This window comes from Nonomuraea antimicrobica, from assembly GCF_039536965.1.
Lineage (GTDB): Bacteria > Actinomycetota > Actinomycetes > Streptosporangiales > Streptosporangiaceae > Nonomuraea > Nonomuraea antimicrobica.
This window is the reverse complement of the sequence record NZ_BAAAZP010000003.1, coordinates 109,297-135,857: the sequence shown is the minus strand read 5'-3', so window position 1 is coordinate 135,857 and position 26,561 is coordinate 109,297. Positions and strand designations below refer to the sequence as shown.

Below are 26,561 nucleotides of genomic sequence, written 5' to 3'. Positions count from 1 at the left end.
TGGAGACAACGACATGCTGCTGCGGGTGTCCCTCGTGGTCCTCGCCGTGTTCCTCGGCGGCCTCGCGCCGGCCGTTCCCGCACGGGCGCACGACGCGACCACGACCGCGCACGCCGAGGTCACCGCCGCGGGCGGCGTGAACGTCAGAGTCGTGCTCGACCTCGAGTACGACCTGCTCATGAAGTCCGCCTGGCTCTACGCGGAGGCGTACGAGGCGAAGGGGCGGGACGAGCAGCTCCGTCAGCTTCGGATCAACCGCGACGCCGTGACCAGCTACATCACCGAACGGTTCGCGGTCGCGTACGACGAACGGCCCTGCGCCCCCACCATGGCGTCCGAGGCCGACGTGCGTCCGCGCGGCAAGAAGACGTTCGCGCTGCTCACCCTCTCCTACGCCTGCCAGGGCGCGGGCGGGGGAGCGCACGCGATCTCCAGCGCCCTGTTCCCCGACTCCGAGACGTTCGTGCACAGCACGGAGACGCTCGTCCGCTACGCGCTCGACGGCGAGAAGGGCTCGGCCGTCCTGGTCGCCGAGAGCCCGACCCTGCGCGTGGGCGAGCGCCGGGCGGTGAACCAGATCGGCGAGTTCTTCCTGCTGGGCGCCGAGCACCTGCTGCTCGGCCTGGACCACGTGCTCTTCCTGCTCGCCCTGCTCATCGGCGCGCGCCGGGTGCGTGAGGTCGTCGTCACGGCCTCCGCGTTCACGGTCGCGCACAGCGTCACGTTCCTGCTGGCGGCGATGGGGGTGGTGAACGTGCCCGGCGGGATCGTCGAGCCGGTCATCGCCGCCTCGATCATGGTCGTCGCGCTGGCCAACCTACGCGGCCACGACGACGACCGGTTCGGCAGGTGGCGGCTGCCGATCGTCTTCGCGTTCGGCCTGATGCACGGGCTCGGCTTCGCGGGCGCGCTGGACATCGACCGGAGCGGCTCGTGGGAGCTGCTGCTGTCGCTGCTGAGCTTCAACGTCGGCATCGAGGCGGCCCAGCTCGCGATCGTCGCCGTGGTCTTCCCCCTGCTGGTGCTGCTGCGCCGTACGTCGCGGGGGTCAAGGGCGGTGGCGGCGCTGTCGATCCCGATCGTGGGGGTCAGCCTGTTCTGGTTCTTCGAACGGCTCCCTACGCCTTTCTGACCAGCACCCGGTCAAGGGCCTCGTGGACGGCCCCGCGTACGGTGGCGGGGTCGTCGAGGTCGAAGCCGACCACGAGCCCGTCGCGCAACAGCAGCAGGATGTCGGCCGTCCGCTCGGCCCCGGGGTCGCCGTCGGCGGCCAGCAAGTCGCGGAAGAGGTCGCGTATCCAGCGGCGGTGCTCGGCGACCGCGAGCCGCACGGGGTGGGCCGGGTCGGGGTATTCGGCCGCGGTGTTGAGGAAGGCGCAGCCGCGGTAGCCGGGCCCTGACCCGAACTCGCACATGAAGGCGAAGATCGCTCGCAGCCGGTCGCGCGACGGCTCGGCGCGCATCTCCTCGACCATCGCCCGCTGCGCCGCGCTCTGCGCGGTCACGTAGGCGCGGACCAGCTCGTCCTTGCTCGGGAAGTGGTGGTAGAAGGTCGCCTTGGCGACACCGGCCGCCGCGATGATCCGGTCGACACCGACCGAGTGGATGCCCTCGGCGTAGAACAGGCGCCCGGCCGTCTCCAGCACGCGGTCGCGCGCGGGGCTGGGGCGACGGCCCTCCAACGCTTCTGTGCTCACCCTGTTGACGCTACCAGACAGGTCTGTCTAGTATCGAGCCATAAAGCAGACAGACAGGTCTGTCTATTAGAAAGGACCACCATGAGCATGTACACCGCCATCGCCACCTCCGCCGGTCGCGACGCCCGCGCGGTCTCCTCGGACGGACGCCTCGACGTCAAGCTGGCCCTGCAGAAGGAGCTGGGCGGCGACGGCGAGGGCACGAACCCGGAGCAGCTCTTCGCCGCGGGCTACGCGGCCTGCTTCGCCTCGGCCCTGCGCCTCGTGGCGGGGCAGCGGAAGATCGACGTCTCCGACGCGGCGGTCACGGCCGAGATCGGCCTGTCGCCCAACGGTCAGGGCGGCTTCCAGCTCTCGGCCACGCTCCGGGTCGAGCTGCCCGACGGCCTCGCGCCGGAGACGGCCCGCGAGCTGGTGGAGGCCACCCACCAGGTGTGCCCGTACTCCAACGCGACCCGCGGCAACATCCAGGTCGAGCTGGTCGTCGAGTAATCGCGCTCGCGGTGCTCAATCGGATTTGTCGGGGAATCTCCCGAGGTTAGCGGCGAACGCGACACTGTGGTCTTCTGGTCCTCGTGGTCTTCTGGTCCTCGGGGGAGGCGAGTGAGCACGCGGTTCGGCCGGTCGTTGCGTACGCGGCTGGCGTTGTTCGCCAGCGTCACGATGTTGCTGCTGAACGTCGTCGTCAGCGCCTTCGTGCTGTACGGCATCCGCAATGAGGTGGCCGACCTGCGGGCACACGAGGTGTCCAGCAAGGCCGTACGCGTGCTGCTCCAGGTCAAGCGCAACCGGCTGCCCCGCGTGCTGCCTCTCGACGGGCTCGACGGCATCCAGGTGGTCGATCCGGGAGGCCGCCCGGTCGCCGCGTCGTCGAACCTGGTCGGCGTACCGCGCCTGACCACCACGATCCCGCACCGCGACCAGGCCAACGACTACGGCGAACTGTGCGAGCTGCGTGAGCTGTCCGACGGGTGCGTGATGGTGGTGGGGCTGGTCGCGTACCAGCCGGAGGGCGACTGGGTCGTCTACGCCTTCAGCCAGACCGTCCCCTGGTACGTCAGCCCCCAGGTGCTCCTCTTCCAGCTCTGCGTGACCGCGGCGCTGGTCGTGCTGGCCTGGTTCGGGGTGTCGCGGGTGGTCGCCAGGACGCTGGCGCCCGTCAGCAGCATCACCAGGCGGCTGGCCGAGATCAGCGCCGGCGGGGGCGGGATGCGCGTCCCCGTGCCGGAGAACGACGACGAGATCAAGGCCCTGGCCGAGACCGGCAACCAGACGCTGGAACGGCTGGAAAGCGCGCTGGAGCAGCTCCAGGTGGCCATGGAACGGCAGCGCAGGTTCGCCACCGACGCCTCCCACGACCTGCGCAGCCCGATCACCGCGATGCGCACCCAGGTCGAGGACGCCCTGCTCCACCCCGAGGACACCGACTGGGCGGTGACCGGCGACGAGGTCCTGGGCAGCCTGGACCGGCTGCAGGCCATCGTGGGTGACCTGCTCACGCTGACCAAGCTGGACGCCGGCGCCCCCGACCAGCGCGAGCCCATCGACCTGGGGGAGTTCGTCGCCACCGAGGCCGCCAGGCCGCGGGGGAAGGAGGTCGTCACCACCTTGCAGACCGGCGTGAGCGTCATGGGCGACCGGCTGCAGCTCGCCCGGCTGCTGACGAATCTGCTGGACAACGCCGAGCGGCACGCCGACCGTAAGGTCATCGTGACCGTGCGGCGGCAGGGCGACGACGCCGTGCTCGAAGTGGTGGACGACGGCGCGGGCGTCGCGTACGACCAGCGCGAGTTCGTCTTCCAGCGCTTCGCCCGCCTCGACGCCTCGCGCAGCCGCGACGCCGGCGGCACCGGCCTCGGCCTGCCCATCGCCCGCGAGATCGCGACCGCCCACCTCGGCACGCTGTCCATCGAGGACTCCGACATCGGTGCCCGGTTCGTCCTGCGCCTGCCCATCCTGGAGGACTGACGGGACCGGCCGGCGCTACGAGCGGCGTGATCCCTCGGGCACGGGGCGCTCGCCGTTCGTCCGCGGCCGGTGCGCCTGGCCGGACCTGGCGAGGTTGTCCTCGACGACCCGTTCCGACGGCGCCTGCTCGCCCCCCATGATCGCCTGCTGCGCCCGCTCGAACCGCGCGTGGGCCGCCTGGACGTAGCCGGTGCCCTGGGTGGTGTAGTCGAGCTGGGCGGCGGCCAGCTCGCGCAGGTAGGTCCTGCCGGGCTCGAACGTCACCGGGGCGGGCAACTCGGCGGCGCACACCTGCTCGGGGTCGCGGCCGTCGTGCTTCCTGAACAGTTCGGCGGCCAGCCGCAGGTGCTCCAGCTCCATGGCGAGATGCAGCTCCCAGAGACGCTTCACCCTGGGGTCCGGCTCGGTCTCCATGAACGAGTAGTACAGGTAGCACTCGTTGTACTCGTGGTTGAGCAGCATCTCCCACCAGCTCTCGCACGGATCCATCAGCGACTCGTAGTGCGTGACATGCGCCTCCTCGACCAGGGCGATCTCCTGGTAGAGCCGGCGCGCGAGCGGCTGCGCGAAGGTGGGGCCGAGGTTCATGGTGTAGGTCATGATCTGCTGCTCGACCGCCGTGATCGTCAGCGCGTGGAGCTTGGAGACGGGCGCCGCGTTCTCCCTGCCGTAGTGCTGGCGGACGTTGTCCCTCGGGTCACGGTGGTGCAGGCGGGTGGGGCGGCCGGGCATGATCTCGGTGAGGTGGTCGACGATCTTCTCGGCCCTGCGGTGCTCGGTCAGCTCGTACAGATGGGCGAACCGGTAGAGGTGGTCGACGTGCTCCAGCAGGCCGAACTCGTACGCCTGCTTCAGGTGGGGTGCGGGCTCCGTGCGGGCCACCCAGGAGGTCAGGTCGACGGCGGTCTGCTCGTAGGCGATGCTGGTCTCCAGCGCCGAGGCCAGGCCGGAAAGCAGCCAGTTGACCGCCTTCTGCTGCTGGGCCTCTACCTGGCGCACCAGGGCCAGGTGCTGCTTGATCTCCAGGTCGGGGCAGTGGCGGGCGAGCTGGTGGCTGAACTGCACGGCCTCCGACTCGATCCCGTTCATGGTGATGATCCGGCATCGCGTGTACGGGTCGGCGTGGTCGGGGTCGATCGGCGTGACGTTCAGCTCCCGCCAGTCGCGTAGCTGCTCGTCCAGTGGGATGCCCCGCTCGCGCAGCGGATTGAAGCTCATGCCTTCGAGGCTTCCCGGCTCCCTCTTTGCCGCCTCCCGCCGAAACCTCCGCATTCGGTAATGACCTCGGACACTCTTGCGGGCATTCGGCGGCATGACTGATTTGCCGGCAATTGGGGCATGCATGTCCCGGACCAAGTTTGCGTGATCAGGAGGGAGATCCATATGGACCAGCGGGGGACCGGCAGCCGGGACGCTCAGGCCGCCGACGGGCGGCCCCACGGCCACGTACGCTGCACGCCTCCGGCCGCCGCCGAGCTCTTCGAGATCGCCGTCCTGGACACCACGGGCGGCGACGGGCAGGCGTGCTGGCACACGATCGGCTGGGGTGTGGACCGGGGGGACGCCGACAGCATCGCGCAGGCGTACGTGACCCGCCCGATGAGCCCTTACGATGAGGCCCGCGTCCGCCACAACGGGCACCTGGTGGGGGTGCACCGCCGCCCTCAGTGACGGTCGAGCCCCCTTTGAGAACGCCCTCGCGCCAGGCCGCCCGGTGAGGATGTTGTCAGTCGAAGACGTCGTGGATGGTTTTGGCGGTGACGGCGAGGGTGGTCCAGGCTTCGAGTTGGGCGAGGTCGGTGCAGGCGGTGATGCGGGCGTGGGCGTCCTCCGGGACGTCGAGCCCACGGGCACCGAGCACCAGAAGCAGCATCTTGCCGGCCTCTTCTGCCTTTCCTTCTGCTTTGCCTTGGTCGAGGCCGCGGCCGAAATGTTCGCGGGCGAGTGGGCTGTGGACCGGCCAGTCGGTGGACTTCATGATCTCCTCCATCAGGCGCCGGATGTCGGCTGCGGCCATGCTGTATGCGTATTCATGATACTTCGCAGCGTGTTCGTCGTCTGCCTTTACGAGGGCTGCGGCGAAGGCTTCGATGACCTGGCGGTTGCGGCCGTGGGCCATGACGGACATGGCCGACAGGGCCAGGTGGGTGGCGGCTTCGTCGGGGTCGGTGATGGCGGGGATGTCGTCGGGTCCCAGTACGTAGGGTTCCGGCCGGTAGCCGGTCAGCCCTGTGTCGATGGGATTTGCGTAGTGGGTGGCGGTGCCCTGGTCGGGGCAGACGAGCAGGGTGATGACGTCGCAGCGGAGCAGCAGCCACAGCGCGGCGGCATAGCGTGCGAATTGCTTGGCATCCTTGGATTTGTCCTGCTGGACCTCCACGATGATCGCGTGTACCGGCTCCTGCCGCGGCCCCATGGAGAGGACCACGTCGGCGTCGATGTCGTCGGAGGGCCGGGTGTTGAAGGTGTTGCTCTCCCTCCGGACTTCGAGGTTGTCGGGCAGATCCACGCCCATCTGGTTGCGCAGGATCTCCACCGCCAGTTTGGGGCGGTCGTTGAACATCTGGACGAGAGCGTCATGTCGGGGGGACGGCATGCCGCTCATTGTGACATGACGAGTACAGAACGTGATGGTTTTTCGCATGACAGGGTCCCCGATGGCCGCGATCTCGATGAACCCGTCGGCGGTGTGCCGGCTCAGGGGGGTCAATCCGGGTTGGGCGCCCGGTCGTCCATGACGCCGTACGTGGTCGCGCGGAAAAGGAAGGAGGCCCAGGAGCGGTAGGGCCGCCAGGCGTCGGCCAGCTTCCGGTACGCCGCCGCCGGCGCGTCCTCGGGCAGCCCGTACGCCTCGCGCAGGATCGCGAACAACCGCGGCTCGTCGCCGGGGAAGGCGTCAGGCGCGCCCGCTCCCCGGATCAGGATCAGCCCCGCGGAGAAGGGCCCCACGCCGGGCAGCGCCCGCAACTCCGCCAGGGCCTTCTCGGGGGACAGCGAGCGCAGGTGCTCGGTGGTGAGCACGCCGTCGAGCGCCGCCCTGGCCAGGCCGCGCACCCACTCCTCCTTCTGCGCGGGCAGGCCGAGCCCGCCCGCCTCCAGGAGGGAGACCGGCGGCGGGAAGGCCGGGACCGGGTGCCCGTCCACCTCGACCTGCGCGCCGTACCGCTGCGCGATGCGCTGCTTGATCCGGGAGGCGATGAGCATCGAGGAGCGCTGTACGATCACCGCCCAGCACGCCGCCTCCCACGGGCTCCAGAAGCACACCGGACGCAGACCGGGACGCAGCCGTTGCAGGTCGCCGAGCACCTGGTCGGCCTCGCCCAGTTCGGCGAAGCCGGCGCCGTCGACGTCGAGCGAGAGGATGCGCGCCACCTCGCCCCTGATCGCGGGCCCGGCCGGTCGGGTCGTGGTCACCGCCACCCCGCCGGGCGCGGCCGTCACGCTCACGCCGATCGGCCGCCAGTCGGACTCGGCGCAGTACGCGAAGCGCAGCGCCCGCCCGTCGGAGGGCAGCGCGCTCGTGGCCGGCCAGTCCTCGACGAATCGCAGCGAGTCGGCGAAGTCGAACGGGCCTGCCGCGGTGAGCGTGAATCCGTGCGTGGTCATGCGCGTATGCTAGGCGGCCCCTCGAGCGCGACAGGCCAGACCTTCGCCCACCGTGGCGGTGGGTTCAGGTTTCAGGAAGAGCGCGTGAGACCTCGTTCACGGCCGGGTGGCGGGCGGAAAGCGGGCGTCCAGCGCCTTGGTGAACCAGTCGAGTGCCGGGATCAGGGATTCCGGCGGTGGCCAGCCGTTGATGACGGCGAGCAACTGGAGGTACCGCTCCCTGCGCGGGTCGGCGGCCACCGCCAGCCTCGCCCGCAGCTCCGCCGGATCGTGCTCGTGCGCGAAGCGCGCGGTGAGGGCCGTGACGTACGCGTCGGCGTCGGGCGAGGCCGGGTCGACGCCCGCCGCCAGGGCCGGGGCGGCCAGGTCGCGGGCCACGGCGGCGGGATCGGGCCGCGGCGGCGCCTGTCCGGCCCTTCTGCGGTCGGCGGCCAGGTCGTCGGCCATGCGGCGGAGGGCGGCGCGCAGGCCCGGGTCGCGGGACAGCTCGGCCAGCTCGATCCACGCCTCCACCTGCTCGGGCTCGGGGTCGTCCGGCAGTTCGGGGGTCATCGAGCGCATGACCCCCGCGAGGACGGGGTCGGTAGCGCCGAAGGCGGCGTGCAGGAAGTCGTCGATCAGGCGGTGGCGTTCGTCCTCCGACAGCCTGGCGAGTTTGTGCATGAGTTCCGTCTCCTCAGGGGTGGAGCCGCGCCTGGCCACCGCGGTCAGCACCGCGCGCCGCAGCCGCAGCGTACGGATCTGTGCCCCCAGGGCCTCCGCGTGCGCCGCGGCGACCCCGGGCAGAGAGATCTCCCGGTCGACGACCCTGCGGATCGTGGGCAGGTCGAGCCCGAGATCGCGCAGCGTGCGTACGAGGTCGAGGCGGGCGACGGCGGCGAGGTCGTACCGGCGGTGGCCGGCGCGGTCGCGTGCGGCGGGTGGCACGATCCCCTCGTCGGAGTAGAACCTGATGGTCTTGACCGTCAGCCCGGTGCGCCGGGCCAGGTCGCCGATCGAGTAGAGCGCGTCCCCGTCCATGCCCTCACTCTTCCGCCTCCCCCAACTGGAGATGCAAGCCGCCGGTTCACCCCTGGCGAAGGCTCACGGGCGTCCAGGTGCGAACTGCTCGCGGACCTCCTGAACGGCGGTGTCGAAGGCGGCGGCGGACGCCAGGTCGGCCCACACGACGCGGTGGCCGTTCGCGAGGCGCTCGGTGCCGTACCGGACGGCGAGGACGGCCACCAGGCCCAGGCCGCGTCCCGACTGCCTCATGGACCCCGGCTTGAGCGGCCTGAATCGGGGCTCGGAGGTCGTCGTTCCCGGGTCGATCACCTCCAGCCGGACGAAGTCGTCGGCGACGCCGAGCCGTACCGTGACCCAGTCGCGATGCGCTCCCGCCGGGACGTGCCGGATGACGTTGGTCACCAGCTCGCAGACGACCAGCGCCGCGCTGTCGAGGAGTTCGAGTTCGGCATCGCCCAGCCATGACCGGACCGCGTGCCTGGCCTGGCATGGTGTGCGCGCGCTGCGGCGCAGAGTCGTGTCCCACCAGCCAGTGACGCCCGGTAGCTGCGTGTTCACTGTCTGTGCTGACATGAAATCACCGACTTATCCCGATTTGCTGTCCACGATTTCCGATACACGCAGGCTGTCGTTTTCGACTGTGTCGGCTCTCCAGCATGAACATTCGCGCCGCCTCGCGATGCGCCAATCTCGCGAAACTTGGCCGACAAAGAAATACGCGGCCTTTGTATTGCCCGTCACCACCGCGTCGCAGTACGGTCACGAGCAGTGAAGGCTCCAGTTCATGACCTGTGGAGAGGCCGTGGAGACCAACCTCGGCGAACCAATGTCCCCTCGCGCCCGCTTCGCCCACGATCTGGCTGAATTCCGGAAAGCCGGAAAAATGACACAGGCCGCGCTGGCCGTACGCCTGCGTTGCCACGAATCGCTCATCAGTCATATCGAGACCGGCCGCCGCGCCGCCACGATCGAGGTCGCGGAGGAGGCCGACCGTACCTTCGGCCTCGACGGGCACTTCGTCGCGCTCTTCACGAAGATCGCCCAGTCGCCCACGCTCGGCTGGTTCGCCCGCTGGGTGGAGGAGATCGAGCCCCGCGCGGTCATCCTCCAGTCCTGGGACCCGCTGCTGGTCCCCGGCATCCTGCAGACCCCCGACTACGCCCGCGCGATATTCGAGGCGACGACCGCCCCCGACCAGGTGGACCAGCGGGTCGAGGTGCGCGTCAGAAGGATCGCCGTCTTCGACGGGCCCCAGCCGCCCACCTTCCTCGCGCTCATCGACGAGGGCGTGCTGAACCGGCCCATCGGCAGCCCTCGCATTTTGGCGGCCCAACTGCGCCACCTGCTGGAACTGACTCAACATCCATGTATCACTGTCCAGTTCGTGCCTATCGCGACCGGTTGTGCCTGTGGCATGATGAGCGGGTTCGCGCTGGCGCGATTGCGAGACGGTTCGGAAGTCGTCTCTGCCGATTCCATCCTGTCCGGCCAGGTCACCGCCGACCACGAGGCCGTCGCGCGCGTCAAACAACGGTATGACAGCATCAGAGCGGATGCTCAGCCGAAAAGCGTTACTCACCAGGCACTAGAGGATGCGATCAGGAAATGGACCAGGTGAACCTCAGCGAAGCCGAGTGGCGCAAGTCGACTGCCAGTGGTGACAACGGGCAGTGCGTGGAAGTCGCCACCAACCTGCCCGGAATCGTCGCCGTCCGTCACAGCAAGCGCCCAGAGGGTCCCGCAGTCGTCTTCACGTCGGAGGAGTGGAAGGCATTCCTCATCGGCGCGAAGCGGGACGAGTTCGACCTCTGACGATGCCCACCGCCCGAGACCAGGCGCGCGACGCGCCAGGGTCTCGACGACACCACACCCACCGCACTCGCCACGCACCAGGCCCCCGACCTCGGGGGTCTTGGTGTCTCCGTTGATGTTTCCCGCTCCCCGCCCTCGGTAGGATCCGGGGGTGCACGGTCTGGAAGACGCCGTTCCCGCGTCCGAGCGGGGCACGGAGACCGCGTTCGTGCTCGGCGGCGGCGGCGTGCTCGGCGCGTACGAGGTGGGCATGTTGCGCGCGCTCGACGAGGCGGGCATCCGTCCCGACCTCATCGTGGGCACCTCGGTCGGAGCGCTGAACGGGGCGGTCATCGCCGCCGACCCCGACAGGGCCGTGGCCAGGCTGACCGAGCTGTGGCGTTCCGACGTCGTACGTACGGCCTTCGCCGGCTCCTGGGCGGCCCGCCTGTCCACCTTGGCCAGGACCGGCACCCATCTGCACCCGAACGACCCGTTGCGAGGCGTGCTGAGCGAGACCGTGCAGGTTTCGCGCATCGAGGAGCTGGCCGTCCCCTTCCAATGCGTGGCGGCCTCGGTGGAGCGGGCGGCGGCCCACTGGTTCACCCGGGGGCCGCTGGTGGAGGCGGTGCTGGCCTCGTGCGCGGTGCCGGGCCTGCTGCCGCCCGTGGTCATCGAGGGCGAGCACTTCTACGACGGCGGGTTGGTGCACAGCATCCCGATCGGGCGCGCGGTGCTGCTCGGGGCCAGGCGCGTCTACGTCCTGCACGTCGGCCGCATCGAACAGCCCCTCGCGCCGCCCAGGCGGTTCTGGGAGGTGGGCATGGTGGCGTTCGAGATCGCCCGGCGGCACCGCTTCGCCGAGGACCTGGCCACGCTGCCGCCGGGCGTCGAGGTGCACGTGCTGCCCGCCGGGGTGACCGAACAGATCTCCCCGCTGCGCTACCGCGACGTGTCGCAGGTTTCGGCCTGCATCGACCGGGCCTACGACGCGTCTTCCCGCTACCTGGCGAACGGGGGAGGATGAAGGGAGACACCGAAGGAGGCCGCGGTGCTTCCACCACGCATCCTGCGCCGGCTCGTGCTGGCTCCGCTCGTCATCGAGGTGACCGTGTTCATGCTGGTGACGCTGCCGTTCTGGCTCGTCGTCACGGCCGCCGCCTCGCTGCGCCTGCCGCCGCCGCAGCGCAGGGGGCCGAGGTTCGTGTGGTTCGGGGTGGCCTGGCTGACGCTGGAGTCGGCGGTGCTGATCGCCTGCCTGTGGTTGTGGGTGGCGGGCGGGGCCAGGCGGCAGGAGCGGCACTACGGGCTGATCAAGTGGTTCCTGTCGAAGGTGTACGCGGCCGCGGTGCGCATCTTCCGGCTGTCGACGGACATCGAGGAGCCGGAGCCGACGGAGGAGGAGCTGGCGGCGCGGCTGACCCGGCCGATCATCGTGTTGTCGCGGCACGCGGGACCGGGCGACTCCTTCCTGCTGATCTATCACCTCCTGTCGCGCTATCGGCGGCGGCCCCGCATCGTCATGAAGGCCGCCCTCCAGTACGACCCCTCGCTCGACGTCGTGGTCAACCGCCTGCCGAACGCGTTCGTGTCCCGTAAGTCCGGACAGACCCGGATCATCGACGAGATCCGCCACCTCTCGGCCACCATGAGCGACCAGGACGCCCTGGTGATCTTCCCTGAGGGCGGGAACTTCACCCCGCGCCGCCGTCGGCTGGCCATCCGGCGGCTGGAGGAGAAGGGGCTGGACGCGGAGGCGGAGCGGGCGCGCGGCATGGACCACCTGCTCCCGCCCCGCCCGAACGGCGCCATCGAGGCCATCGAGGCGTGCCCCACCGCCGACGTCATCTTCGTCGCGCACACAGGGCTCGACGACCTGATCACGATGGGGGACGTCTGGCGCAAGCTGCCCATCGCCGCTCACATCACCGCGAAGTGGTGGCGCGTGCCCGCCGGAGAGATCCCGCACCGGCGTGCCGACCGCGTCCGCTGGCTGTACGACCACTGGGAGCAGATCGACGCCTGGATCGCCGCCCAGCGACTGGCCCGCACCTGACCGGCACGCTCTAGTACGGCTCGGGAGCGCCAGGGGGGAGGGCCGGGAGGTCCGCCGACGGGCCGTGTTCGATGAGGTGGAGCAGGGCGTCCGTGTCGAGGTTCCGCTCGACCAGGTCGGCGAGCGCGTCGAGCCGCTCCTCCCGCAGCCGCGCGAAGTCCGTCCCGGGATCCGGTACGAAGTCCCGCCCCGCCCGCCCCGCCACCTCGGTCAGGAACGCCCGCCGGAACCCGTCGTTCTCCAGGGCCCCGTGCCACGTGGTGCCCCAGACGTTCCCGGCCCGGCAGCCGTCGAGGAACGGTTCGCCGCCCTCCACCGTGGCCACCCCATGATGGATCTCGTACGCGCGCACCGGCTCCCCGTAGGCCGTCCCCTCGGGCCTGGACAGCCGCTTCTCCCGCGCGAACGCCACCCGCACCGGCAGCAGCCCCAGTCCCTCCACCAGCCCCGCCCCCGACTCGACCGTGTCCTCGATCTCCCGTCCGAGCATCTGGAAGCCGCCGCAGATGCCCAGGACGGGCCCCTTCCGCGCGCGGATCGCCGCCGCCAGCCCGGTCTTCCTGAGCCACGACAGGTCGGCGACCGTGGCCCGCGAGCCCGGCAGCACCACGAGGTCGGCGTCGTCCAGCTCGGCCGGGTCGGTGGCGAACCGCACGACGACGCCCGGCTCGGCGGCCAGCGCGTCCACGTCGGTGAAGTTCGAGATCCGCGGCAGCCGTACGACCGTCACCCGCAGCGTCTGCCTCCCGTACGGCGCGCGGACGGCGACCCGGCGGCCGTCGAGGGCCAGCGAGTCCTCGACGTCCATCCAGAGCCCGTCGAGCCAGGGCAGCACGCCGTACACCTCGCGGCCGGTCAGGCGTCTGAGCATGTCGAGGCCGGGCTCCAGCAGCTCCTTGGCGCCGCGGAACTTGTTCACCACGAAGCCGGAGACATGGGACTGGTCGGCGGCGTCCAGCAGGCCCACCGTGCCGTAGAACGCGGCGAACACGCCGCCCCTGTCGATGTCCCCGACCACGATCACGGGCAGGTTCGCGGCTCTGGCCAGGCCCATGTTGGCGAGGTCGCCGCGGCGCAGGTTGATCTCGGCGGGGCTGCCCGCGCCCTCGCACACCACCACGTCGTACTGCTTCCTGAGCCGGGCGAGCGCCTCCAGCGCCGTGGCGCGCAGCAGGTCCTTCAACGCGCCGTACTCCATGGCGTCCACGTCCGCGACCGGGGTGCCCATGAGGACGACCTGGCTGCGGCGGTCGCTGCCCGGTTTGAGGAGGATCGGGTTCATGTCGGCGACGGGTTCGAGGCCGGCGGCCTGCGCCTGCATGGCCTGCGCGCGGCCGATCTCGGCGCCGTCGGCCGTGACGTACGAGTTGAGCGACATGTTCTGGGCCTTGAAGGGCGCCACGCGTACGCCCCGCCGGGCCAGCCAGCGGCAGATCCCGGCCGTGACCACGCTCTTGCCCGCGTCCGACGTGGTTCCCGCGACCAGCAGTGCCCCTTTGACCATGGGATCACCGTACACACCACCCAGAAGGCGAAATTTCGCGGTAACGACCCATTTACGAACGCTGTGACTTATGTCACTGTAGCTAGAACATTGCCCTAGAACTGAATTCTAGAGTTACCTACGTGAAAGGCTGGGCATGGTCGGCACGTTCGGTTCGCCGCGTACAGGCACCATCGACGCGCAGTCCCGCGCGCCCTTCGGCTGGGCACCCCTCGTGGTGCTCTTCATCGTCGGACTCGTGGACCGGATCGAGCACAACCTCCTCTCGGGCGTGCTCCCGCTCATCCAGAACGAATGGGGCTTCAGCGACACCGCGGCCGGCTCCATCCCGACCGCCGCCGCCCTGGCCGCGGTCCTCGTGTCGCTGCCCGCCGGTTACCTGGCCGACCGCTTCAGCCGGACGCGCATCATCGCCGTCGTCGTCTTCTGCTGGGCGATCGCCACGCTGGGCTCCGGCCTGGCCACCGGTTTCGCCATGTTCTACGCGATGCGCGTGTTCCTGGCGGCGGCCGAGAACATCGACAACCCGGCCGCCGGCAGCCTGCTCGCCGACTACTACCCGCCCGTCAGCCGGGCCAAGGCGTACGGGCTCACCCGCGTCACCACGTACCTGGGCGGCGTCGGCACCCTGCTCGGCGGGGTGCTGGCCGAGCTGTTCTCATGGCGGGCGGCGTTCCTCATCATGGTGGTCCCGGGCGTGCTCACGGCGCTGCTCGTGTGGGTCCTGCGCGAGCCGCGCCGCGGCGAGCTGGACCGGCTGGTGGCGGCCGGACAGTTGCCCGCCGCGGACCCGTCCGGCGGTGGTACGGCACTCGGGGCGCCGAGGCGGGCGGCCGGGGGCAAGCCGCCGTTCTGGCCGCAGCTCCGCCAGGTGGCGTCCATCCCGACCCTGATCTTCGTCTGTGTCGGGCTGGCCTTCCTCAGCCTCGGGCTGGCCGGCATCTTCTTCTGGCTGCCCACGTTCATGGTGCGCGGCTTCGGCGTCGGGGTGGGCACGGCCGGCTCGCTCAGCGGCCTGATCACCATCGCGGGCACGCTCGCGGGCACCCTGGTCGGCTCGTGGCTGGGCAGGAGGTGGCACGGCACCCGCAAGGGCGGGCGGCTGCTGGCGGGCGGCAGCGGCATCACATCCGGCGCGGTGGTGCTGGCCGGCGCGCTGTCCATGGACTCGATCGCCGCGCTGACCGTCCTGGTGCTGCTCGCCTGCTCGCTCATGTCGATCGCCATCCCCAACATGACGGCCTGCCTGGCGGACGTGGTGCCGGCCGCCTCCCGGGGGATCGGCTTCGCGGTCATGCAACTGCTGCTGACGTTCGGCACCGCGTTCGGCTCGCTGGTCGTCGGCATCGCCTCGGACCAGCTCGGCTCGCTGTCGGCCGGGATGTACATCCTGGTGATCCCGATGGTCCTGGGCGGCCTGCTCACGCTCGGGGCCAGGGGCTCGTTCGAGCGGGACGCGGCCAAGGTCATGGAGGAAGCCCGCCGCTGAGCCCCGTCCAGGCGTGTGAAGGGCACACGAAGGGCACACGAAGGGCACACGAAGGGCACACGAAGGACATGCGGAGGGCGCGCGCGGCGCGCGCCGCCCTTCGCGTCAGTTCGGCTCAGCTCTGGGGTGGTGTCTGCCGGTCCCGCTCGTCCTGCGATTGGGGCGGCGGCTGCTGGCCCGGCTGTTGCCGGCCGGGCTGCTGTTCGGTGCCGCCACCGCCGTAGCGGCTCTGCACGGAGTCCACGCCCTTGTCGATCTGGTCGTCGTACTTGTGCCCGGTGCGCTCCTTGACGTACCGCTCGGCGCGATCCAGCACCTGATCGGCCTGCTTGGAGTGCCCACGGGCCAGGTTTTCTGCTTTCTTCAGCCACTCTGCGATGCGGCTCATGACCGTCCCCATTTCTTCAGACAGACTACGCGCGCCCCCTACCCCTCAACTCGCGGTTGATGTTTGACCTGCTCTTTGCCGGATCCCGGCAGCGGAACGGGAGTCAGGCTGCCGGACCCGTCCAATGACGCCAAGCCCGTCCGAGCGGGACGATGCGGCCATGACAGCAGTGGTACAGGCCGAAGGGCTGACCAAGTACTACGGTGCCCGGCGCGGCCTGGAGGATCTCACGCTCGAGATCCAGCCGGGAGAGATCTTCGGCTATCTCGGGCCGAACGGCGCGGGCAAGACCACCACACTGAGGCTCCTGCTCGACGTGATCAGGCCCACCCGCGGCTCCGTACGTGTGCTCGGCGCCGACCCGCGCGAGCCCGCGACCCGCGCCAGGATGGGCTACCTGCCCGGCGAACTGGTGCTGGAAGGCCACGACCACGCCATCGACTACCTGCGCTTCCTGGGCCGGGTCCGCGGCGGCGTGCCGGTAGCCCGCATCCAGGCCCTGGCCGAGCGCTTCGACGCCGACCTGTCGGTGCCCATGCGCAAGCTGTCCAAGGGCAACAAGCAGAAGGTCGGGCTGATCCAGGCGTTCATGCACGAGCCGGAGCTCGTCCTCCTCGACGAGCCGACCGCGGGGCTGGACCCGCTGGTGCAGCAGGAGTTCCTGGCGCTGGTGCGGGAGGTGCGCGCGTCCGGGCGGACGGTGCTCATGTCCTCGCACGTCCTGGCCGAGGTGGAGAGCGTCTCCGACCGGGTCGGCATCGTCCGGGCCGGTCGCCTCGTGGCCGTGGAGAACGTCGCGGTGCTGCGCGAGAAGGCCGTACGCCGGGTCGAGCTGCACTTCGAGTCGCCCGTGCCGCGCGCCGCCTTCGAGAACCTGCCCGGCGTACGCGACCTGCGCGTGGACAGCGCGAGCGTGCGCTGCACCATCGACGGCCGCCCGGACGCCCTGATCAAGGCCGCCGCCCGCTTCACCGTGGTGCACCTGGTCAGCGCGGAGCCGGACCTGGAGGAGATCTTCCTGACCTACTACAGCGACGAGGAGTCCGTACCATGATCGGCAGAAGCCTGCGTGACTACCGGCGGTCGCTGGTCTGGTGGAGCCTCGGCATCAGCGCCTTCATCGCCGTCTACCTGGCCGTCTACGGCAACATCAAGGCGAGCCCGGAGACGTACGGGCCCGCGATGGTGGCCAAGTTCCCCGGCCCGCTGCGCGATCTCATGGGCGGCCTGACCGACATGACCTCCGGCGTCGGCTACCTGCAGACGGTCGTCTACCAGCTCTTCATCCCCATGCTGTTCGTCGCGTGCGGCACGCTGCTGGCCAACCGGGCGCTGGCCGGGCCGGAGGAGTCCGGCACGCTGGAACTGATCGTCACCCTGCCGGTGGACCGGCGGCGGCTCGTGCTCGACAAGCTCGCGGCGCTGGCGCTGGGCCTGCTCCTGGTGGCGGTGGTGACGCTGCTGGTCGCCGTGGGGATGAGCGCGGCCATGGAGACCGGGGTGCCGTTCGACCGGATCCTCGCCGGACAGCTCGGCGTGCTCCTGCTCGGGCTGTTCCACGGCACCGTGGCCGTGGCCGTCGGTGCCGCCGTCGGCCGCCGCCTCGTCGCCTCCGCCGTGGTGGGCGTGTGGGCGGTGGCCGGGTACACGGTCGTCACCATGGGCCGCTCCATCGAGGCCGTCGCCTGGCTCAAGTGGGTCTCGCCGTTCCACTACTACGCCGAGGGCAGACCACTCTATGAAGGGCTGCCGGTGGGGGACTACCTTGTCCTCGCGGGGGCGACGGCCGTGCTCGGGCTCACCGCGGTGCTCGCCTTCGACAGGCGTGACGTAGGAGTCTGATGGCGATCTCCGAGTCGCCCGCCGACCTGCTCGGCGGGCATCGGCGGCGACTGGCCGACCACGCGGCCACGGGCCGCTCACCGGATCGCGAGACGCTCGACGTCTACCGCGCCGCCGGCACCAGGGCCGCCGAACTGGGCGTCCCGCTGCGCTCGCTCGTCGACGCCGCGCTCGCCGCCGGCGAGGGACTGCCAGGAGTGCTGCCCGTGCTGCGCAAGGCGGTCTCCGCGCTGATGGAAGGGTACGAGCAGGCGCAGCTCGCCGCCATCCGCCGGGAGGAGGGCGCGCGCCGGGAGTTCGTGGACGACCTGCTCCAGGGACGGGCCGAACGGCTGGCGGAACGCGCCGAGCACTTCGGGCTGCGGCTGGCCGAGTCGTACGTGGTGGCCGTGGCGCGTGGCCTGCGCGACGGCGACCAGGACCGCATCGAGCGCGACCTGATCGCCCGCTTCGGCTCGCACAACGTCCTGGTCGCCGTACGGGACGGGCTGCTGGTCTGCGTCGCCCCCGCGACGTTGCCGGCCGCCGTGGGTGAGTTCGTCCACCACGTACGCGGCCGCTTCCCGCCCGGCTGGCGCGTGGGCGTGGGACGGGCGCAGCGGGGGCCTGGGGGAGTGGTGACCTCGTACCGGGAGGCGGCGCAGGCCCTGGAGCTGGCCGACGGGCTCGGCCTCAGGGTCGACGTGGTCAAGGCCGCCGACCTGCTGGTCTTCCCCGTGCTGCTACGCGACAGGAACGCCATCGAGGACCTGGTGACGAGCGTGCTGAACCCGTTGCTGGAGGCCAGGGGCGGGCACGAGCCGCTGCTGGAGACGCTGGAGGCCGTCTTCGCCTCGCACGGCAACCAGACGGCCGCGGCCCGGCGGCTGGGGCTGAGCCCGCGGGCGGTGACGTACCGGCTGGAACGCATCCGGCGCCTGACGGGTTTCTCCCCCGACGACCCGACCCAGCGCTTCACCCTGGAAACGGCCGTCCTGGGCGCCCGCCTCCTCGGCTGGCCCACCGCCTTCCGCCACTGACGCCCGCCACACCGGCCGTCCCCTGTCCGGGCCGTCGGAGATCGCCGGGTGAGAGGCGCGTTCAGTCGCTGACGGCCAGGCGTACGCCGAAGCCCACGATCGCGACGCCGGTCAGCCGATCGAGGAACCGCCGCACCGCGGGCGACCGCAGGAAGCCGCCCATCCACGACGCGAACCCGATCAGCAGCGCACTCCACACGAGCCCCTCCGCCACGTGCACCCCGGCCAGCAGCAGCCCCATCAGCGCGTGCGGCGCGTCGTCGGGGATGAACGGCGGCAGCATGGCCACGTAGAACGCGCCCACCTTGGGGTTGAGCAGGTTCGTCAGCAGCCCGCGCCGCAGCCCCGTCCCGAACCGCACCTCCTGCTGCTGCTCGGGCACGTGCTCCTCGCCGCCCCTGGACAGCAGCAGGCGCAACCCCATCCACACCAGGTACGCCGCACCCGCCCAGCGCAGGACGTCGTACGCCGGTTGCGAGGCGGCCAGCAGCGCCGACAGGCCGGCCGCGGTGAGCACGCCCCAGACGAGCGTGCCGAGCTGGATGCCGAGCGTCACCCCCCACGCGGGACGCCGCCCGGCGAGCAGGGACGTACGCAGGATGAGGGCCGTGTCGAGACCGGGAGTGACGGTGAGCAGTGCCACCACGGCGGCGAACGACCAGACCGATCCTGCGATGTCCATGGACGTCAGGGTACGAGAAGCAATTTCCCGGTGGTACGGCGGCCCGCCAGGTTCTCGTGGGCCTGCTTCGCGTCGGCCAGCGGGTAGCGGTGCGAGACGTTGATCGCGAGCTGACCGGCGGCGATCCAGCCGAACAGGTCGGAGGCCCGCTGGAGCAGTTCCTCGCGCTCGGCGATGTAGTGGGCGATCGTGGGCCGGGTCAGGAAGAGCGAGCCCTGCTTGTTGAGCGTCTGCGGATCGACCGGGGGGACGGGGCCGCTGGCGGCGCCGTACAGGGCCATGAGGCCGCGCGGGCGCAGCGCCTCGAGGCCGCCGTCGAACGTCGTCCTGCCGACACCGTCGTAGACGACGTCGATCCGGCCGCGCAGGGCCTCGGCGAAGTCGTCGTACCGGAGCACCTCGTCCGCGCCCGCCTCTCGGGCCAGCTTCTCCTTCTCGCTGGTGGAGACCGTGGCGTACGCCCTGGCTCCCCGGAGCTTGACGAGCTGGACGAGCAACTGGCCCATGCCACCCGCCCCGGCGTGCACGAGGACGTGGTCGCCCGCCTTGACCTCGTAGGTGGAGTGGGTCAGGTAGTGAGCGGTCAGGCCCTGCAGCATGGCCGCCGCCGCCACCTCGGCGGGCACACCGTCCGGCACCGGCACCGCCCGCTCGGCCGGGATCACCGCCTTCTCGGCGTAGCTGCCCAGGACGCCCGCCCACGCGACCGTGTCGCCGACCGCCACTCCGTCCACTCCCGCGCCGACGGCCGACACGGTCCCGGCACCCTCGGAGCCGATGGGGGTGGGCAGGGCGAGGGGGTAGGCGCCGGAGCGGTGGTAGATGTCGATGAAGTTCACGCCGGCGGCGGCGACGTCGACGACGATCTCCCCTTCGCCGGGCCGGGGATCGGGACGCTCGACGTACTCGAGGACCTCTGGGCCGCCTGGGGCGGAGACGATGATGGCATGCATGGCCCTAGTCAACTCCGCCCTCCCTCCCCACCGCCACTCGGGCCGTCCATCATGAGGGCTCGCCGCCGACGGGGATCGCCGGTCGGCGGTGTGGTGGTTGTGTCACGGCGACGAGGGGGTGGTCTCCTGTGGGCAACGGGGCGTGGTGGGGGATGGGCGTGCCGAGTAACGGGCGCGCCCACGTGACGGTCGGGACCGCGTCGCTGGCGCAGGCCCATGACCGCGACGGTGGGGATGCCGAATGCCGGTCGTGCCTGGCACGGTTCCCTGGTACGGGCCTTGGCACAGCTCGGAACGGGGCCTGGCGCGGACCGGTGATGCGGGCCTTGCGCGTCAAGGTGGGTGCTGGGTGCTGGGTGCTGGGCGGTGAATGGTGGGCGGTGGATGGTGGGCGGTGGATGGTGGGCGGTGGATGGTGGTGTCGCACGGGACGGTGAGGTGCTCGGGGGCGGTTTGGGGGTCAGGTGAGGCGGGCCAGGGCGCCGGCTTCCAACGCCACCCAGATCGCTCCATCCGGCCCGACCGTCAGCCCGTGCGGCTCGGCTTTCCTCGCCGGAGGCTCGCCCTCACCCTCGTGAGGTGGTCTGGTCGTGCGGGGTTGAGGATGTTCAGCTCCAGGCTCGGTGTCGGCTTCGTACGGCCAGCCGGGGATGGGGTGCTCCTCGATGAGCCCGTCGGTGGTGATGCGGCCTATCCGGTCGGTGGCCCATTCCGTGAACCAGAGGGCGCCGTCGGGGCCGGGGATGATCGCGTGGGGGCGGGCGGCTCGGTCGGGGAGCGGGAATTCGGTGATCTTGCCGTCGGTGTCGATCCGCCCGATCTGGCCCGCGCCGATCTCGACGAACCAGAGGGCGTCGTCAGGGCCCCGCGTGATCCCCACCGGGGCGGCGCCCGCTGTGGGGAGCGGATGGACGCTGACCTCACCCGACAGCGAGATGCGTCCGATGGCGTGGCCCTGGGTGAGCGTGAACCAGAGTGCCTCGTCGGGCCCCGCCGTGATGAACGCGGGCATGCCGTCCTCCACCGGCACCGCGAACTGCGTCAGCGATCCATCGGCCCCGACGCGTCCGATCTGTGCGGTCTCCATCTGGGTGAACCACATCGCCTCGTCGGGCCCCGCGACGATCCCGAACGGCGAGGCCGCCTCGTGGGCGGTACGCCGTCCGTCGGCGGTGATGCGGCTGACCCGCCCGCCCTTCCCCTCGGTGAACCACATGGCTCCGTCGGGCCCCGGCGCGATCACCGTCGGCAGCCCGTCAGCCGGGTCGAGCTGGTGGATGACGGGCTCCTCGCCGGGCACGAGCCTGCCGATGCGGCCCTGGTGCACCAGCGTGAACCAGAGGGCTCCGTCGGGGCCGGTGGCTATGCCGTACGGCGCGCCCGCGTCGATCTTGGTCAACATCGTGTTCCCCCTGATGGTCCTGGTCGGGTGGGATGGACGCCAGTCTGCGCCGCACCGGTTGCGGCGGGTGAGCGCGCGACCGGGTGGAACTCCAATCGCAACTGTTGTAGCTTTACTGTGCCATGCTGGGGCGGCTAATGCAACTGGAGTAGTTTTTGGGGACGTCCGGGGAGTTCAAGGAGGCCGAGGAGCCCAAAGAGGCCGGGAGACGGCCTGGAGGGCGGAGTGCGCGGGTTCGCGACGCCGTGCGCCAGGCCACGCTCGCCGAGCTGGTCGAGCGCGGCTATCCCAACCTGACCGTGGAGCACGTCGCCGAGCGCTCGGGGGTGCACAAGACGACCGTCTACCGGCGGTGGGGCGGCGTCGAGGGGCTCATCTCCGACGCGCTCGAACTGGCCAGGCACGAGCCTTGGCCCGTTCCCGACACCGGCTCGATCGAGGGGGATCTGCGGGGGATCGTCCAGCTCGTACGCAGGGGGTTCGACGATCCTGAGCTGGGGCCGGTGTCGTCGGCCTTCGTGGCCGCCGCCGTGCAGAACGCCGCCGCCGCGCAGGCGCTGCACGAGTTCTTCGTGTCACGGCACGAGCAGTCGGCCGAGGTCGTTCGCCGGGCTGTCGAACGTGGTGAGCTGCCCGACGTCGTCGACCCCCGAGAGGTGATCAGGGTGGCGGTCGCGCCTGTCTACTACCGGCTGTTCGTCGCGCACGAGCCGGTGACCGAGCGCGACGCCGACCGGGCCGCCGACGCCGCCCTCGCCGCAGCCCGAGCCGGGGTCCTCTGACCTGCCTCTGACCCGGCCGCTGCGGCCCGATCCTTCGACCCGTCGTGCGTCAGTCAGGTCTGCCGGTTGGCGGTCGGCGTCCGCCGCTTTGGGCCGGCCGACCGCACAGGCCGGCCGGGCGAGGCCGAGCCGAACCGGACCGAGCCGAACCGGACCGAGCCGAACCGGACCGAGCCGGTTGGGGCGAGCCGACGGGGCCGAGCCCGCTGAGTCACCCTGTCGGGCAGGGCCGGTCGGAGGGACAGGCCCGGTGCGAGAGCGCGGGTCCCCTCGCGGGCGGCGTCAGGGCGTGACAGGGACCGACGGCGGGGCTCGGCGTCCGAGCCGGGAGGTGTCTGTGGCCACTCATCGCCCAGGACCGCGCGGAAAACCAGAAGCGGCGCCCGCGCCATTCCGACGCTCCCGACGGCGAGCCGTCATGGAAGGAAGTCCCACGGGAAGAGGACGGTCACATCGTCCCGGCGCAAGTGGAGAAGCTCACCGGTCAACGCTCTCCTCGGACAGGGCTGACGTCTCTTGATCCACCTCCACGATCTCCACGCTTGAGGCTCCCGACTCGGACAACCATTCCGCGAAGGTTTCCGCGTCCTCGCGGCGTGGGAACTCCGCCCACTCCGAGGAGCCGTCTCGGTCATAGGTGAGCTCGTACGGCACTCCCTATCCCTCCTCGGCTCAGGTGGCAGGCCGGACAGGGCCGTGCCGAGGGTCCACCTGGGCCAGGGCAGCCACAGCGGTCGTGATGACCTGGCGGGTACGCCGGGAGATTCACCATGGCACCGGTCCGGCGTCGTTGAAGAAGCCGCCCGTGGGGCCGTCAGGCCCGAGAGTCGCCAGCCGTACGGCGACGGCCGCGCCCTGAGCGGCGGTGCGCTGGACGGGAAGCCCGGTCGGCCTGGTGAGATCGGTGTCGCAGCCGCCGGGATCGGCGGCATTGACCAAGATGCCGGCCTCGCCAAGGTCCTTGGCGTACTGCACGGTCAGGGCGTTGAGCGCGGTCTTGGACGGGGCGTAGGCGGCCGATCCCGGCAGCCGGGCCATCGGGCCGCCGGGGCCATGGGCGCTCAGCGACCCGACACTGCTGGAGAGGTTGACGACCCGCGGGGCGGGGGAGCGCCTCAGCAGGGGCAGCATGGCGTTGGTCACCGTGATCACGCCGAAGACGTTGGTGTCGAACACTGCCCGCACCGTATCGAGGCTGGCGGTGCCGGGTGACTGCCGGGCGAGGTTCCCGGAGATTCCGGCGTTGTTGATCAATATGTCGAGGCGGCCGAAGCGCCGCTCGATCTGTCCGGCGGCGGTCGTGGCGGTGGTCGGGAGGGTGACGTCAAGCATGATCGGGTGGACGTCGCCGCCGGTGGCCCGCAGCGCCTCGACCGCCTGGCGGCCCCGCTCCGGATCCCGGGCCGCGAGCAGAACCGTCATGTCCAGCGCGGCGAGCTGGGCGGCGATCTCGTAACCGATGCCCTTGTTCGCGCCGGTGACCAGGGCGATCTTCGGGGGTGACTCGTTGTCGTCCGTCATGATCGAACCTCACCACGGGCGGCTGCCAAAGGCCATGATCAGCTCGATCACGAGCGATACCTTGGAGGTATGGATGGGATGGAGGCCCGCGAGCTGGCCTACTTCGTGGCGGTCGCCGAGGAGTTGAGCTTCACCCGGGCCGCGCAACGTCTCGGTATCGCGCAGCCGCCCCTGTCCCGGGCCGTCAAGCAGCTCGAACGCCGTCTGGGTGTCATATTGCTTGAGCGGACCAGCAGGAGGGTCGCACTTACCGTGGCGGGCCAGGTGCTGCTGGAGGAGGGCAGGAGGGCCCTGGAAGGGCTGGCGGCGGGCACCCGGCGCGCCCGCCGGGCGGGACGCCCGGATCCCCGGCTCACCCTGGCGATGAAAGCCGCCGGCGACGGCGGCCTGCTGCCGGACATCCTGGCCGCCTTTGAGAGCGAACCGGAGGCGGTGGCGATCGAAGTGCTGTTCTGCGGCTTCGGCGAGCAGGCGGCCCTGCTGCGGGGCGGGTTCGCCGACGTCGGACTGCTGCACGGCCGGCCTGACCTGACCGGGCTCGACTCCGAAACCCTGCTGGTCGAACGCCAGGTCGTGGTGGTGCCGGTGCGGCACCGGCTGGCCGGACGGGCGGTGGTGACCCTGGCGGATCTGGACGGTGAGGTCATGCCGCGCTGGGCGGGCCCGCCCCAGGGCGACGCCGACGGCCTCGAAGGTCCCGAGGTACGTGACGCCGGGCAGTTGATGCAGCTCATCGCCATGGGGCGGACTGTCGCCGTCCTGCCGGAGTCCGTCCGCGCCTACCTCGGCGGCGACGTGGTGTGCATCCCCGTGCTCGATGCGCCGCCGACCGCGATGGTGATCGCCTGGCCGGAGCAGAGCCGGTCGCCGGCGCTCGCCGCCTTCGTCCGGGCGGCGACCGGCGTCGTAGCCCACCGGGGAGCAAGGTGGGGTCCTGACGGCGACCGCTCCGGGGCCGGGGTACGGGAGTGGTGATGCCTCTGCCGTGCGGTGCCGAGGGGATTCGTCGCTCATGACCATGACGAGTGCGTCGAAGGTGAGGCGGGGGCGAGTTCTCTCGCCGCCGCGAGGCCGTCCTGCCGGGTGTCGCGCGCCACGACCTCGATTGGTGGGGGTCAGGGGTTTTTCTGGCCGCGTAGTTCGAAGTCGTCGAAGGTGGTCTTCAGTGACGACTGCCCGTCCTTGCTCGTACGGGCGAACAACCCGAGTGACCCGTTGCCGATCCCGTTCGGGTCGTCCACCTGGTGCACCTGCTTGTCGTTGACCCACATCGTCAGCCGCACCGCGTTCCCGACCTGCTCGCACGACGCCACCACGCGGGCCTTCCCCGGCAGGTGGTCCACCTGGACGGGCCTGGCCAGCGTGCCGCCCGCGCCCTTCTGTATGCGCCGGATCCTGGCCTTGCCGGTCGTGTCGAGGCCGAACTCGTAGTAGGTGTCGTCCTGGTCGGAGTTGTGGCAGTAGATGCCGTACTCGCCGATCCCGATGGAGCGCCTGACCTCGGCGGTGACGCCGATGACGACGGACGCGGGCAGCATGGGCGTGGGGGTGGCCGCGGGGTCGCGTGTGGTCGTCGGTGTTGTAGTCGGCGGGGTGATCAGGAAGGGGACGGGGGCCCTGGCCCACCGTTCCGCGTAGCCGTCCCCGGCGTCGAGCCCGTAGGTGCCGTCGGTGCGGTAGCCGTAGCTGGCGCTCTCGCGCGTGTCGTAGACGCCGTTCCAGCCGCCGATGGTCTGCGTGAAGTCCTCCCGGTAGAGGACGGCCAGGTCGTCGGGCGGTCCCTTGGGCGTCAGCACGGCCCAGGCGGTCACGCCGCCCGCGACGAGGAGTGCCGTGGCCGCCGCGAGAGCCGCGTACAGCCTGCCCCTGCGCGGCTTCGAGCCGGGCGCGCCCGTGTAGGGGAGGGCGGACCGCTGCCACGCCACCTGTACGTTGTGCGCCGCCTGCTCCGGCTCGGCGGCCCGCCCGACGAGGTGGTCGAGCAGTTGCTGCGCCGTGGGCCGCATGGCCGGGTCCTTGTGCAGGGCGGCGGCGACCAGCTCGCGCAGGCCGGGTTCGACGGCGTCGAGGTTCGGCTCGGTGTTGAGCACCTGGTAGACGATCGCCGGGAGCGTGTCGCCGACGAACGGATCCCGTCCGCTGGCCGCGAACGCCACCAGGCAGCCCCACGAGAACACGTCGCAGGCGGGGGAGACCGGGTCGCCCCGCAGCACCTCGGGGGCCATGTAGCGGGGCGTGCCGACGATCTCGCCGGTGCTCGTGACGCTGCCGAGAGTGTCGAGCGCCCGCGCGATGCCGAAGTCGATCACCCGGGGGCCGACGGGGGAGAGCAGCACGTTCGACGGCTTGAGGTCGCGGTGGACGACCCCGGCCGCGTGGACGGCGGTGAGCGCCGTGGCCACGCTGACGGCCAGCGCGTCGAGGCTGGAGCCGCGCAGAGGGCCGGAATGGCGTACGGCCTCCTCGAGGTTGGGGCCTGACACGTATTCGGTGACCACGTAGAGCTGGTCGCCGTCGAGCGTGGCCTCGATCACGGCGGCCGTGCAGAACCTGCGTACCCGCTGCGCCGCCTCCGCCTCCCTGCGGAACCGCATGCGGAACTGCTCGTGCTGGCCCAGCTCCGGGTTGATCACCTTGACGGCGACCCGCAGCCCGGTGGGGTCCTCGGCGAGGTGGACCGTGCCCATGCCACCCCGCCCCAGCACGCTCAGCAGCCTGTAGCGCCCGAGGTGGGAGGTTTCACCGCTCACGTCGCGTTAGCTTACCGATTCGGAGCGTCACGCCGTCGATCTGCGGCGGGACACGCGCGTACCGGGCCCGCGCATGCCCAGGAAGACCCCGTCCGGCTGCCCGCGC

Annotated in this window: 28 protein-coding genes; 14 read left to right on the top strand and 14 right to left on the bottom strand. The window is 70.9% G+C overall.

Features of this window, described 5'->3' with window-relative positions; all coding sequences use genetic code 11:
- Positions 1–13 precede the first annotated feature (13 nt).
- Positions 14–1,132 carry a HupE/UreJ family protein gene (locus ABD844_RS00715; RefSeq protein WP_344871803.1) on the top strand — a complete coding sequence of 373 codons (1,119 nt, stop codon included), beginning with the start codon at positions 14–16 and terminating at the stop codon, positions 1,130–1,132.
- Here the strand turns inward: ABD844_RS00715 and ABD844_RS00710 are convergent.
- Positions 1,119–1,697, bottom strand: coding sequence for a TetR/AcrR family transcriptional regulator (locus ABD844_RS00710; protein WP_344871801.1), 579 nt, complete (start codon positions 1,695–1,697; stop codon positions 1,119–1,121). The two genes, ABD844_RS00715 and ABD844_RS00710, sit on opposite strands and share 14 nt — an antisense overlap.
- Before the next feature lie 81 nt (positions 1,698–1,778).
- On the opposite strand from ABD844_RS00710, the gene ABD844_RS00705 reads away from it, so the two are divergent.
- Positions 1,779–2,189, top strand: coding sequence for an organic hydroperoxide resistance protein (locus tag ABD844_RS00705; protein WP_344871799.1), 411 nt, complete (start codon positions 1,779–1,781; stop codon positions 2,187–2,189).
- A gap of 111 nt (positions 2,190–2,300) precedes the next feature.
- Positions 2,301–3,665, top strand: coding sequence for a sensor histidine kinase (locus ABD844_RS00700; protein WP_344871797.1), 1,365 nt, complete (start codon positions 2,301–2,303; stop codon positions 3,663–3,665).
- 15 nt (positions 3,666–3,680) lie between these two features.
- Here the strand turns inward: ABD844_RS00700 and ABD844_RS00695 are convergent, their stop codons facing one another.
- The gene (locus ABD844_RS00695; RefSeq protein ID WP_344871795.1) at positions 3,681–4,883 is read right to left on the bottom strand and encodes a hypothetical protein; all 1,203 of its coding nucleotides are present in this window, start codon (positions 4,881–4,883) and stop codon (positions 3,681–3,683) included.
- Between the two features lie 165 nt (positions 4,884–5,048).
- Here ABD844_RS00695 and ABD844_RS00690 point away from each other — a divergent pair, with 165 nt between their 5' ends.
- A complete protein-coding gene (locus tag ABD844_RS00690) occupies positions 5,049–5,336 on the top strand; it encodes a hypothetical protein (RefSeq protein WP_344871793.1) in 288 nt (95 codons plus the stop codon).
- Between the two features lie 55 nt (positions 5,337–5,391).
- Here ABD844_RS00690 and ABD844_RS00685 read toward each other — a convergent pair whose 3' ends face one another.
- The 4 genes from ABD844_RS00685 to ABD844_RS00670 form a co-directional block, all read right to left on the bottom strand.
- Positions 5,392–6,309: an RpnC/YadD family protein gene (locus tag ABD844_RS00685; RefSeq protein WP_344871791.1), complete on the bottom strand. Its 918-nt coding sequence runs from the start codon at positions 6,307–6,309 to the stop codon at positions 5,392–5,394.
- Between the two features lie 62 nt (positions 6,310–6,371).
- Positions 6,372–7,271, bottom strand: a complete 900-nt coding sequence (locus tag ABD844_RS00680; RefSeq protein ID WP_344871789.1) for a DNA-3-methyladenine glycosylase family protein — start codon at positions 7,269–7,271, stop codon at positions 6,372–6,374.
- Between the two features lie 96 nt (positions 7,272–7,367).
- The gene (locus tag ABD844_RS00675; protein ID WP_344871787.1) at positions 7,368–8,291 is read right to left on the bottom strand and encodes a MerR family transcriptional regulator; all 924 of its coding nucleotides are present in this window, start codon (positions 8,289–8,291) and stop codon (positions 7,368–7,370) included.
- Positions 8,292–8,354: 63 nt separating this feature from the next.
- Positions 8,355–8,849: an ATP-binding protein gene (locus ABD844_RS00670; protein ID WP_344871785.1), complete on the bottom strand. Its 495-nt coding sequence runs from the start codon at positions 8,847–8,849 to the stop codon at positions 8,355–8,357.
- Between the two features lie 229 nt (positions 8,850–9,078).
- Here ABD844_RS00670 and ABD844_RS00665 point away from each other — a divergent pair, with 229 nt between their 5' ends.
- The 4 genes from ABD844_RS00665 (at position 9,079) to ABD844_RS00650 (ending at position 12,123) form a co-directional block, all read left to right on the top strand.
- Positions 9,079–9,894: a helix-turn-helix domain-containing protein gene (locus ABD844_RS00665; protein ID WP_344871783.1), complete on the top strand. Its 816-nt coding sequence runs from the start codon at positions 9,079–9,081 to the stop codon at positions 9,892–9,894.
- Positions 9,882–10,088, top strand: coding sequence for a DUF397 domain-containing protein (locus tag ABD844_RS00660; RefSeq protein WP_344871781.1), 207 nt, complete (start codon positions 9,882–9,884; stop codon positions 10,086–10,088). The genes ABD844_RS00665 and ABD844_RS00660 overlap by 13 nt, the downstream gene beginning before the upstream one ends.
- A 151-nt stretch (positions 10,089–10,239) precedes the next feature.
- Positions 10,240–11,094, top strand: coding sequence for a patatin-like phospholipase family protein (locus ABD844_RS00655; RefSeq protein ID WP_344871779.1), 855 nt, complete (start codon positions 10,240–10,242; stop codon positions 11,092–11,094).
- A gap of 24 nt (positions 11,095–11,118) precedes the next feature.
- Positions 11,119–12,123 carry a 1-acyl-sn-glycerol-3-phosphate acyltransferase gene (locus ABD844_RS00650; RefSeq protein WP_344871777.1) on the top strand — a complete coding sequence of 335 codons (1,005 nt, stop codon included), beginning with the start codon at positions 11,119–11,121 and terminating at the stop codon, positions 12,121–12,123.
- Between the two features lie 10 nt (positions 12,124–12,133).
- On the opposite strand, the gene ABD844_RS00645 is transcribed toward ABD844_RS00650, so the two are convergent.
- On the bottom strand, positions 12,134–13,627 hold the full coding sequence (locus ABD844_RS00645; RefSeq protein WP_344871775.1) for a cobyric acid synthase: 1,494 nt from the start codon (positions 13,625–13,627) through the stop codon (positions 12,134–12,136).
- Positions 13,628–13,763: 136 nt separating this feature from the next.
- On the opposite strand from ABD844_RS00645, the gene ABD844_RS00640 reads away from it, so the two are divergent.
- Entirely contained in the window at positions 13,764–15,116 is a 1,353-nt protein-coding gene (locus ABD844_RS00640) for an MFS transporter (protein ID WP_344871773.1), read from the top strand.
- A gap of 115 nt (positions 15,117–15,231) precedes the next feature.
- Here the strand turns inward: ABD844_RS00640 and ABD844_RS00635 are convergent, their stop codons facing one another.
- A complete protein-coding gene (locus tag ABD844_RS00635) occupies positions 15,232–15,504 on the bottom strand; it encodes an antitoxin (RefSeq protein ID WP_344871771.1) in 273 nt (90 codons plus the stop codon).
- A gap of 160 nt (positions 15,505–15,664) precedes the next feature.
- Here ABD844_RS00635 and ABD844_RS00630 point away from each other — a divergent pair, with 160 nt between their 5' ends.
- Genes ABD844_RS00630 through ABD844_RS00620 form a run of 3 tightly spaced genes read left to right on the top strand, consistent with a single transcriptional unit; the run spans position 15,665 to position 18,365 of the window.
- On the top strand, positions 15,665–16,558 hold the full coding sequence (locus tag ABD844_RS00630) for an ABC transporter ATP-binding protein (RefSeq protein WP_344871769.1): 894 nt from the start codon (positions 15,665–15,667) through the stop codon (positions 16,556–16,558).
- Positions 16,555–17,346 carry an ABC transporter permease subunit gene (locus ABD844_RS00625; RefSeq protein WP_344871767.1) on the top strand — a complete coding sequence of 264 codons (792 nt, stop codon included), beginning with the start codon at positions 16,555–16,557 and terminating at the stop codon, positions 17,344–17,346. Before ABD844_RS00630 ends, ABD844_RS00625 begins: the two co-directional genes overlap by 4 nt.
- Positions 17,346–18,365 (top strand): PucR family transcriptional regulator, encoded by a 1,020-nt coding sequence (locus ABD844_RS00620; protein WP_344871765.1) that lies wholly within the window; start codon positions 17,346–17,348, stop codon positions 18,363–18,365. The genes ABD844_RS00625 and ABD844_RS00620 overlap by 1 nt, the downstream gene beginning before the upstream one ends.
- Positions 18,366–18,426: 61 nt before the next feature.
- Here the strand turns inward: ABD844_RS00620 and ABD844_RS00615 are convergent, their stop codons facing one another.
- The 3 genes from ABD844_RS00615 to ABD844_RS00605 all read right to left on the bottom strand — a co-directional run bounded on the left by ABD844_RS00615 (position 18,427) and on the right by ABD844_RS00605 (position 21,402).
- Positions 18,427–19,047 (bottom strand): LysE family translocator, encoded by a 621-nt coding sequence (locus ABD844_RS00615; RefSeq protein WP_344871763.1) that lies wholly within the window; start codon positions 19,045–19,047, stop codon positions 18,427–18,429.
- Positions 19,048–19,052: 5 nt separating this feature from the next.
- Positions 19,053–20,000 carry a quinone oxidoreductase family protein gene (locus ABD844_RS00610; RefSeq protein WP_344871761.1) on the bottom strand — a complete coding sequence of 316 codons (948 nt, stop codon included), beginning with the start codon at positions 19,998–20,000 and terminating at the stop codon, positions 19,053–19,055.
- A 460-nt stretch (positions 20,001–20,460) separates the two neighbouring features.
- On the bottom strand, positions 20,461–21,402 hold the full coding sequence (locus ABD844_RS00605; protein ID WP_344871759.1) for a virginiamycin B lyase family protein: 942 nt from the start codon (positions 21,400–21,402) through the stop codon (positions 20,461–20,463).
- Between the two features lie 155 nt (positions 21,403–21,557).
- Between ABD844_RS00605 and ABD844_RS00600 the strand changes: the two genes are divergently transcribed.
- On the top strand, positions 21,558–22,184 hold the full coding sequence (locus ABD844_RS00600) for a TetR/AcrR family transcriptional regulator (protein WP_344871757.1): 627 nt from the start codon (positions 21,558–21,560) through the stop codon (positions 22,182–22,184).
- Positions 22,185–22,661: 477 nt separating this feature from the next.
- On the opposite strand, the gene ABD844_RS00595 is transcribed toward ABD844_RS00600, so the two are convergent.
- Positions 22,662–22,838, bottom strand: coding sequence for a hypothetical protein (locus tag ABD844_RS00595; protein ID WP_344871756.1), 177 nt, complete (start codon positions 22,836–22,838; stop codon positions 22,662–22,664).
- A gap of 111 nt (positions 22,839–22,949) precedes the next feature.
- Positions 22,950–23,705, bottom strand: a complete 756-nt coding sequence (locus tag ABD844_RS00590) for an SDR family oxidoreductase (RefSeq protein ID WP_344871754.1) — start codon at positions 23,703–23,705, stop codon at positions 22,950–22,952.
- Between the two features lie 69 nt (positions 23,706–23,774).
- Between ABD844_RS00590 and ABD844_RS00585 the strand changes: the two genes are divergently transcribed.
- On the top strand, positions 23,775–24,680 hold the full coding sequence (locus ABD844_RS00585) for a LysR family transcriptional regulator (protein WP_344871752.1): 906 nt from the start codon (positions 23,775–23,777) through the stop codon (positions 24,678–24,680).
- Between the two features lie 140 nt (positions 24,681–24,820).
- On the opposite strand, the gene ABD844_RS00580 is transcribed toward ABD844_RS00585, so the two are convergent.
- A complete protein-coding gene (locus ABD844_RS00580) occupies positions 24,821–26,455 on the bottom strand; it encodes a serine/threonine-protein kinase (RefSeq protein WP_344871750.1) in 1,635 nt (544 codons plus the stop codon).
- Positions 26,456–26,561 lie beyond the last annotated feature (106 nt).

Bases quoted from the DNA above. Each gene is read 5' to 3' on its own strand.
- ABD844_RS00670 (WP_344871785.1), bottom strand. From the start codon at position 8,849: ATGTCAGCACAGACAGTGAACACGCAGCTACCGGGCGTCACTGGCTGG.
- ABD844_RS00635 (WP_344871771.1), bottom strand. From the start codon at position 15,504: ATGAGCCGCATCGCAGAGTGGCTGAAGAAAGCAGAAAACCTGGCCCGT.
- ABD844_RS00605 (WP_344871759.1), bottom strand. From the start codon at position 21,402: ATGTTGACCAAGATCGACGCGGGCGCGCCGTACGGCATAGCCACCGGC.
- ABD844_RS00660 (WP_344871781.1), top strand. From the start codon at position 9,882: ATGGACCAGGTGAACCTCAGCGAAGCCGAGTGGCGCAAGTCGACTGCC.
- ABD844_RS00610 (WP_344871761.1), bottom strand. From the start codon at position 20,000: ATGCATGCCATCATCGTCTCCGCCCCAGGCGGCCCAGAGGTCCTCGAG.
- ABD844_RS00590 (WP_344871754.1), bottom strand. From the start codon at position 23,705: ATGACGGACGACAACGAGTCACCCCCGAAGATCGCCCTGGTCACCGGC.
- ABD844_RS00675 (WP_344871787.1), bottom strand. From the start codon at position 8,291: ATGGACGGGGACGCGCTCTACTCGATCGGCGACCTGGCCCGGCGCACC.
- ABD844_RS00705 (WP_344871799.1), top strand. From the start codon at position 1,779: ATGAGCATGTACACCGCCATCGCCACCTCCGCCGGTCGCGACGCCCGC.
- ABD844_RS00615 (WP_344871763.1), bottom strand. From the start codon at position 19,047: ATGGACATCGCAGGATCGGTCTGGTCGTTCGCCGCCGTGGTGGCACTG.
- ABD844_RS00625 (WP_344871767.1), top strand. From the start codon at position 16,555: ATGATCGGCAGAAGCCTGCGTGACTACCGGCGGTCGCTGGTCTGGTGG.
- ABD844_RS00630 (WP_344871769.1), top strand. From the start codon at position 15,665: ATGACAGCAGTGGTACAGGCCGAAGGGCTGACCAAGTACTACGGTGCC.
- ABD844_RS00620 (WP_344871765.1), top strand. From the start codon at position 17,346: ATGGCGATCTCCGAGTCGCCCGCCGACCTGCTCGGCGGGCATCGGCGG.
- ABD844_RS00585 (WP_344871752.1), top strand. From the start codon at position 23,775: ATGGATGGGATGGAGGCCCGCGAGCTGGCCTACTTCGTGGCGGTCGCC.
- ABD844_RS00695 (WP_344871795.1), bottom strand. From the start codon at position 4,883: ATGAGCTTCAATCCGCTGCGCGAGCGGGGCATCCCACTGGACGAGCAG.
- ABD844_RS00690 (WP_344871793.1), top strand. From the start codon at position 5,049: ATGGACCAGCGGGGGACCGGCAGCCGGGACGCTCAGGCCGCCGACGGG.
- ABD844_RS00645 (WP_344871775.1), bottom strand. From the start codon at position 13,627: ATGGTCAAAGGGGCACTGCTGGTCGCGGGAACCACGTCGGACGCGGGC.
- ABD844_RS00715 (WP_344871803.1), top strand. From the start codon at position 14: ATGCTGCTGCGGGTGTCCCTCGTGGTCCTCGCCGTGTTCCTCGGCGGC.
- ABD844_RS00680 (WP_344871789.1), bottom strand. From the start codon at position 7,271: ATGACCACGCACGGATTCACGCTCACCGCGGCAGGCCCGTTCGACTTC.
- ABD844_RS00640 (WP_344871773.1), top strand. From the start codon at position 13,764: ATGGTCGGCACGTTCGGTTCGCCGCGTACAGGCACCATCGACGCGCAG.
- ABD844_RS00685 (WP_344871791.1), bottom strand. From the start codon at position 6,309: ATGCGAAAAACCATCACGTTCTGTACTCGTCATGTCACAATGAGCGGC.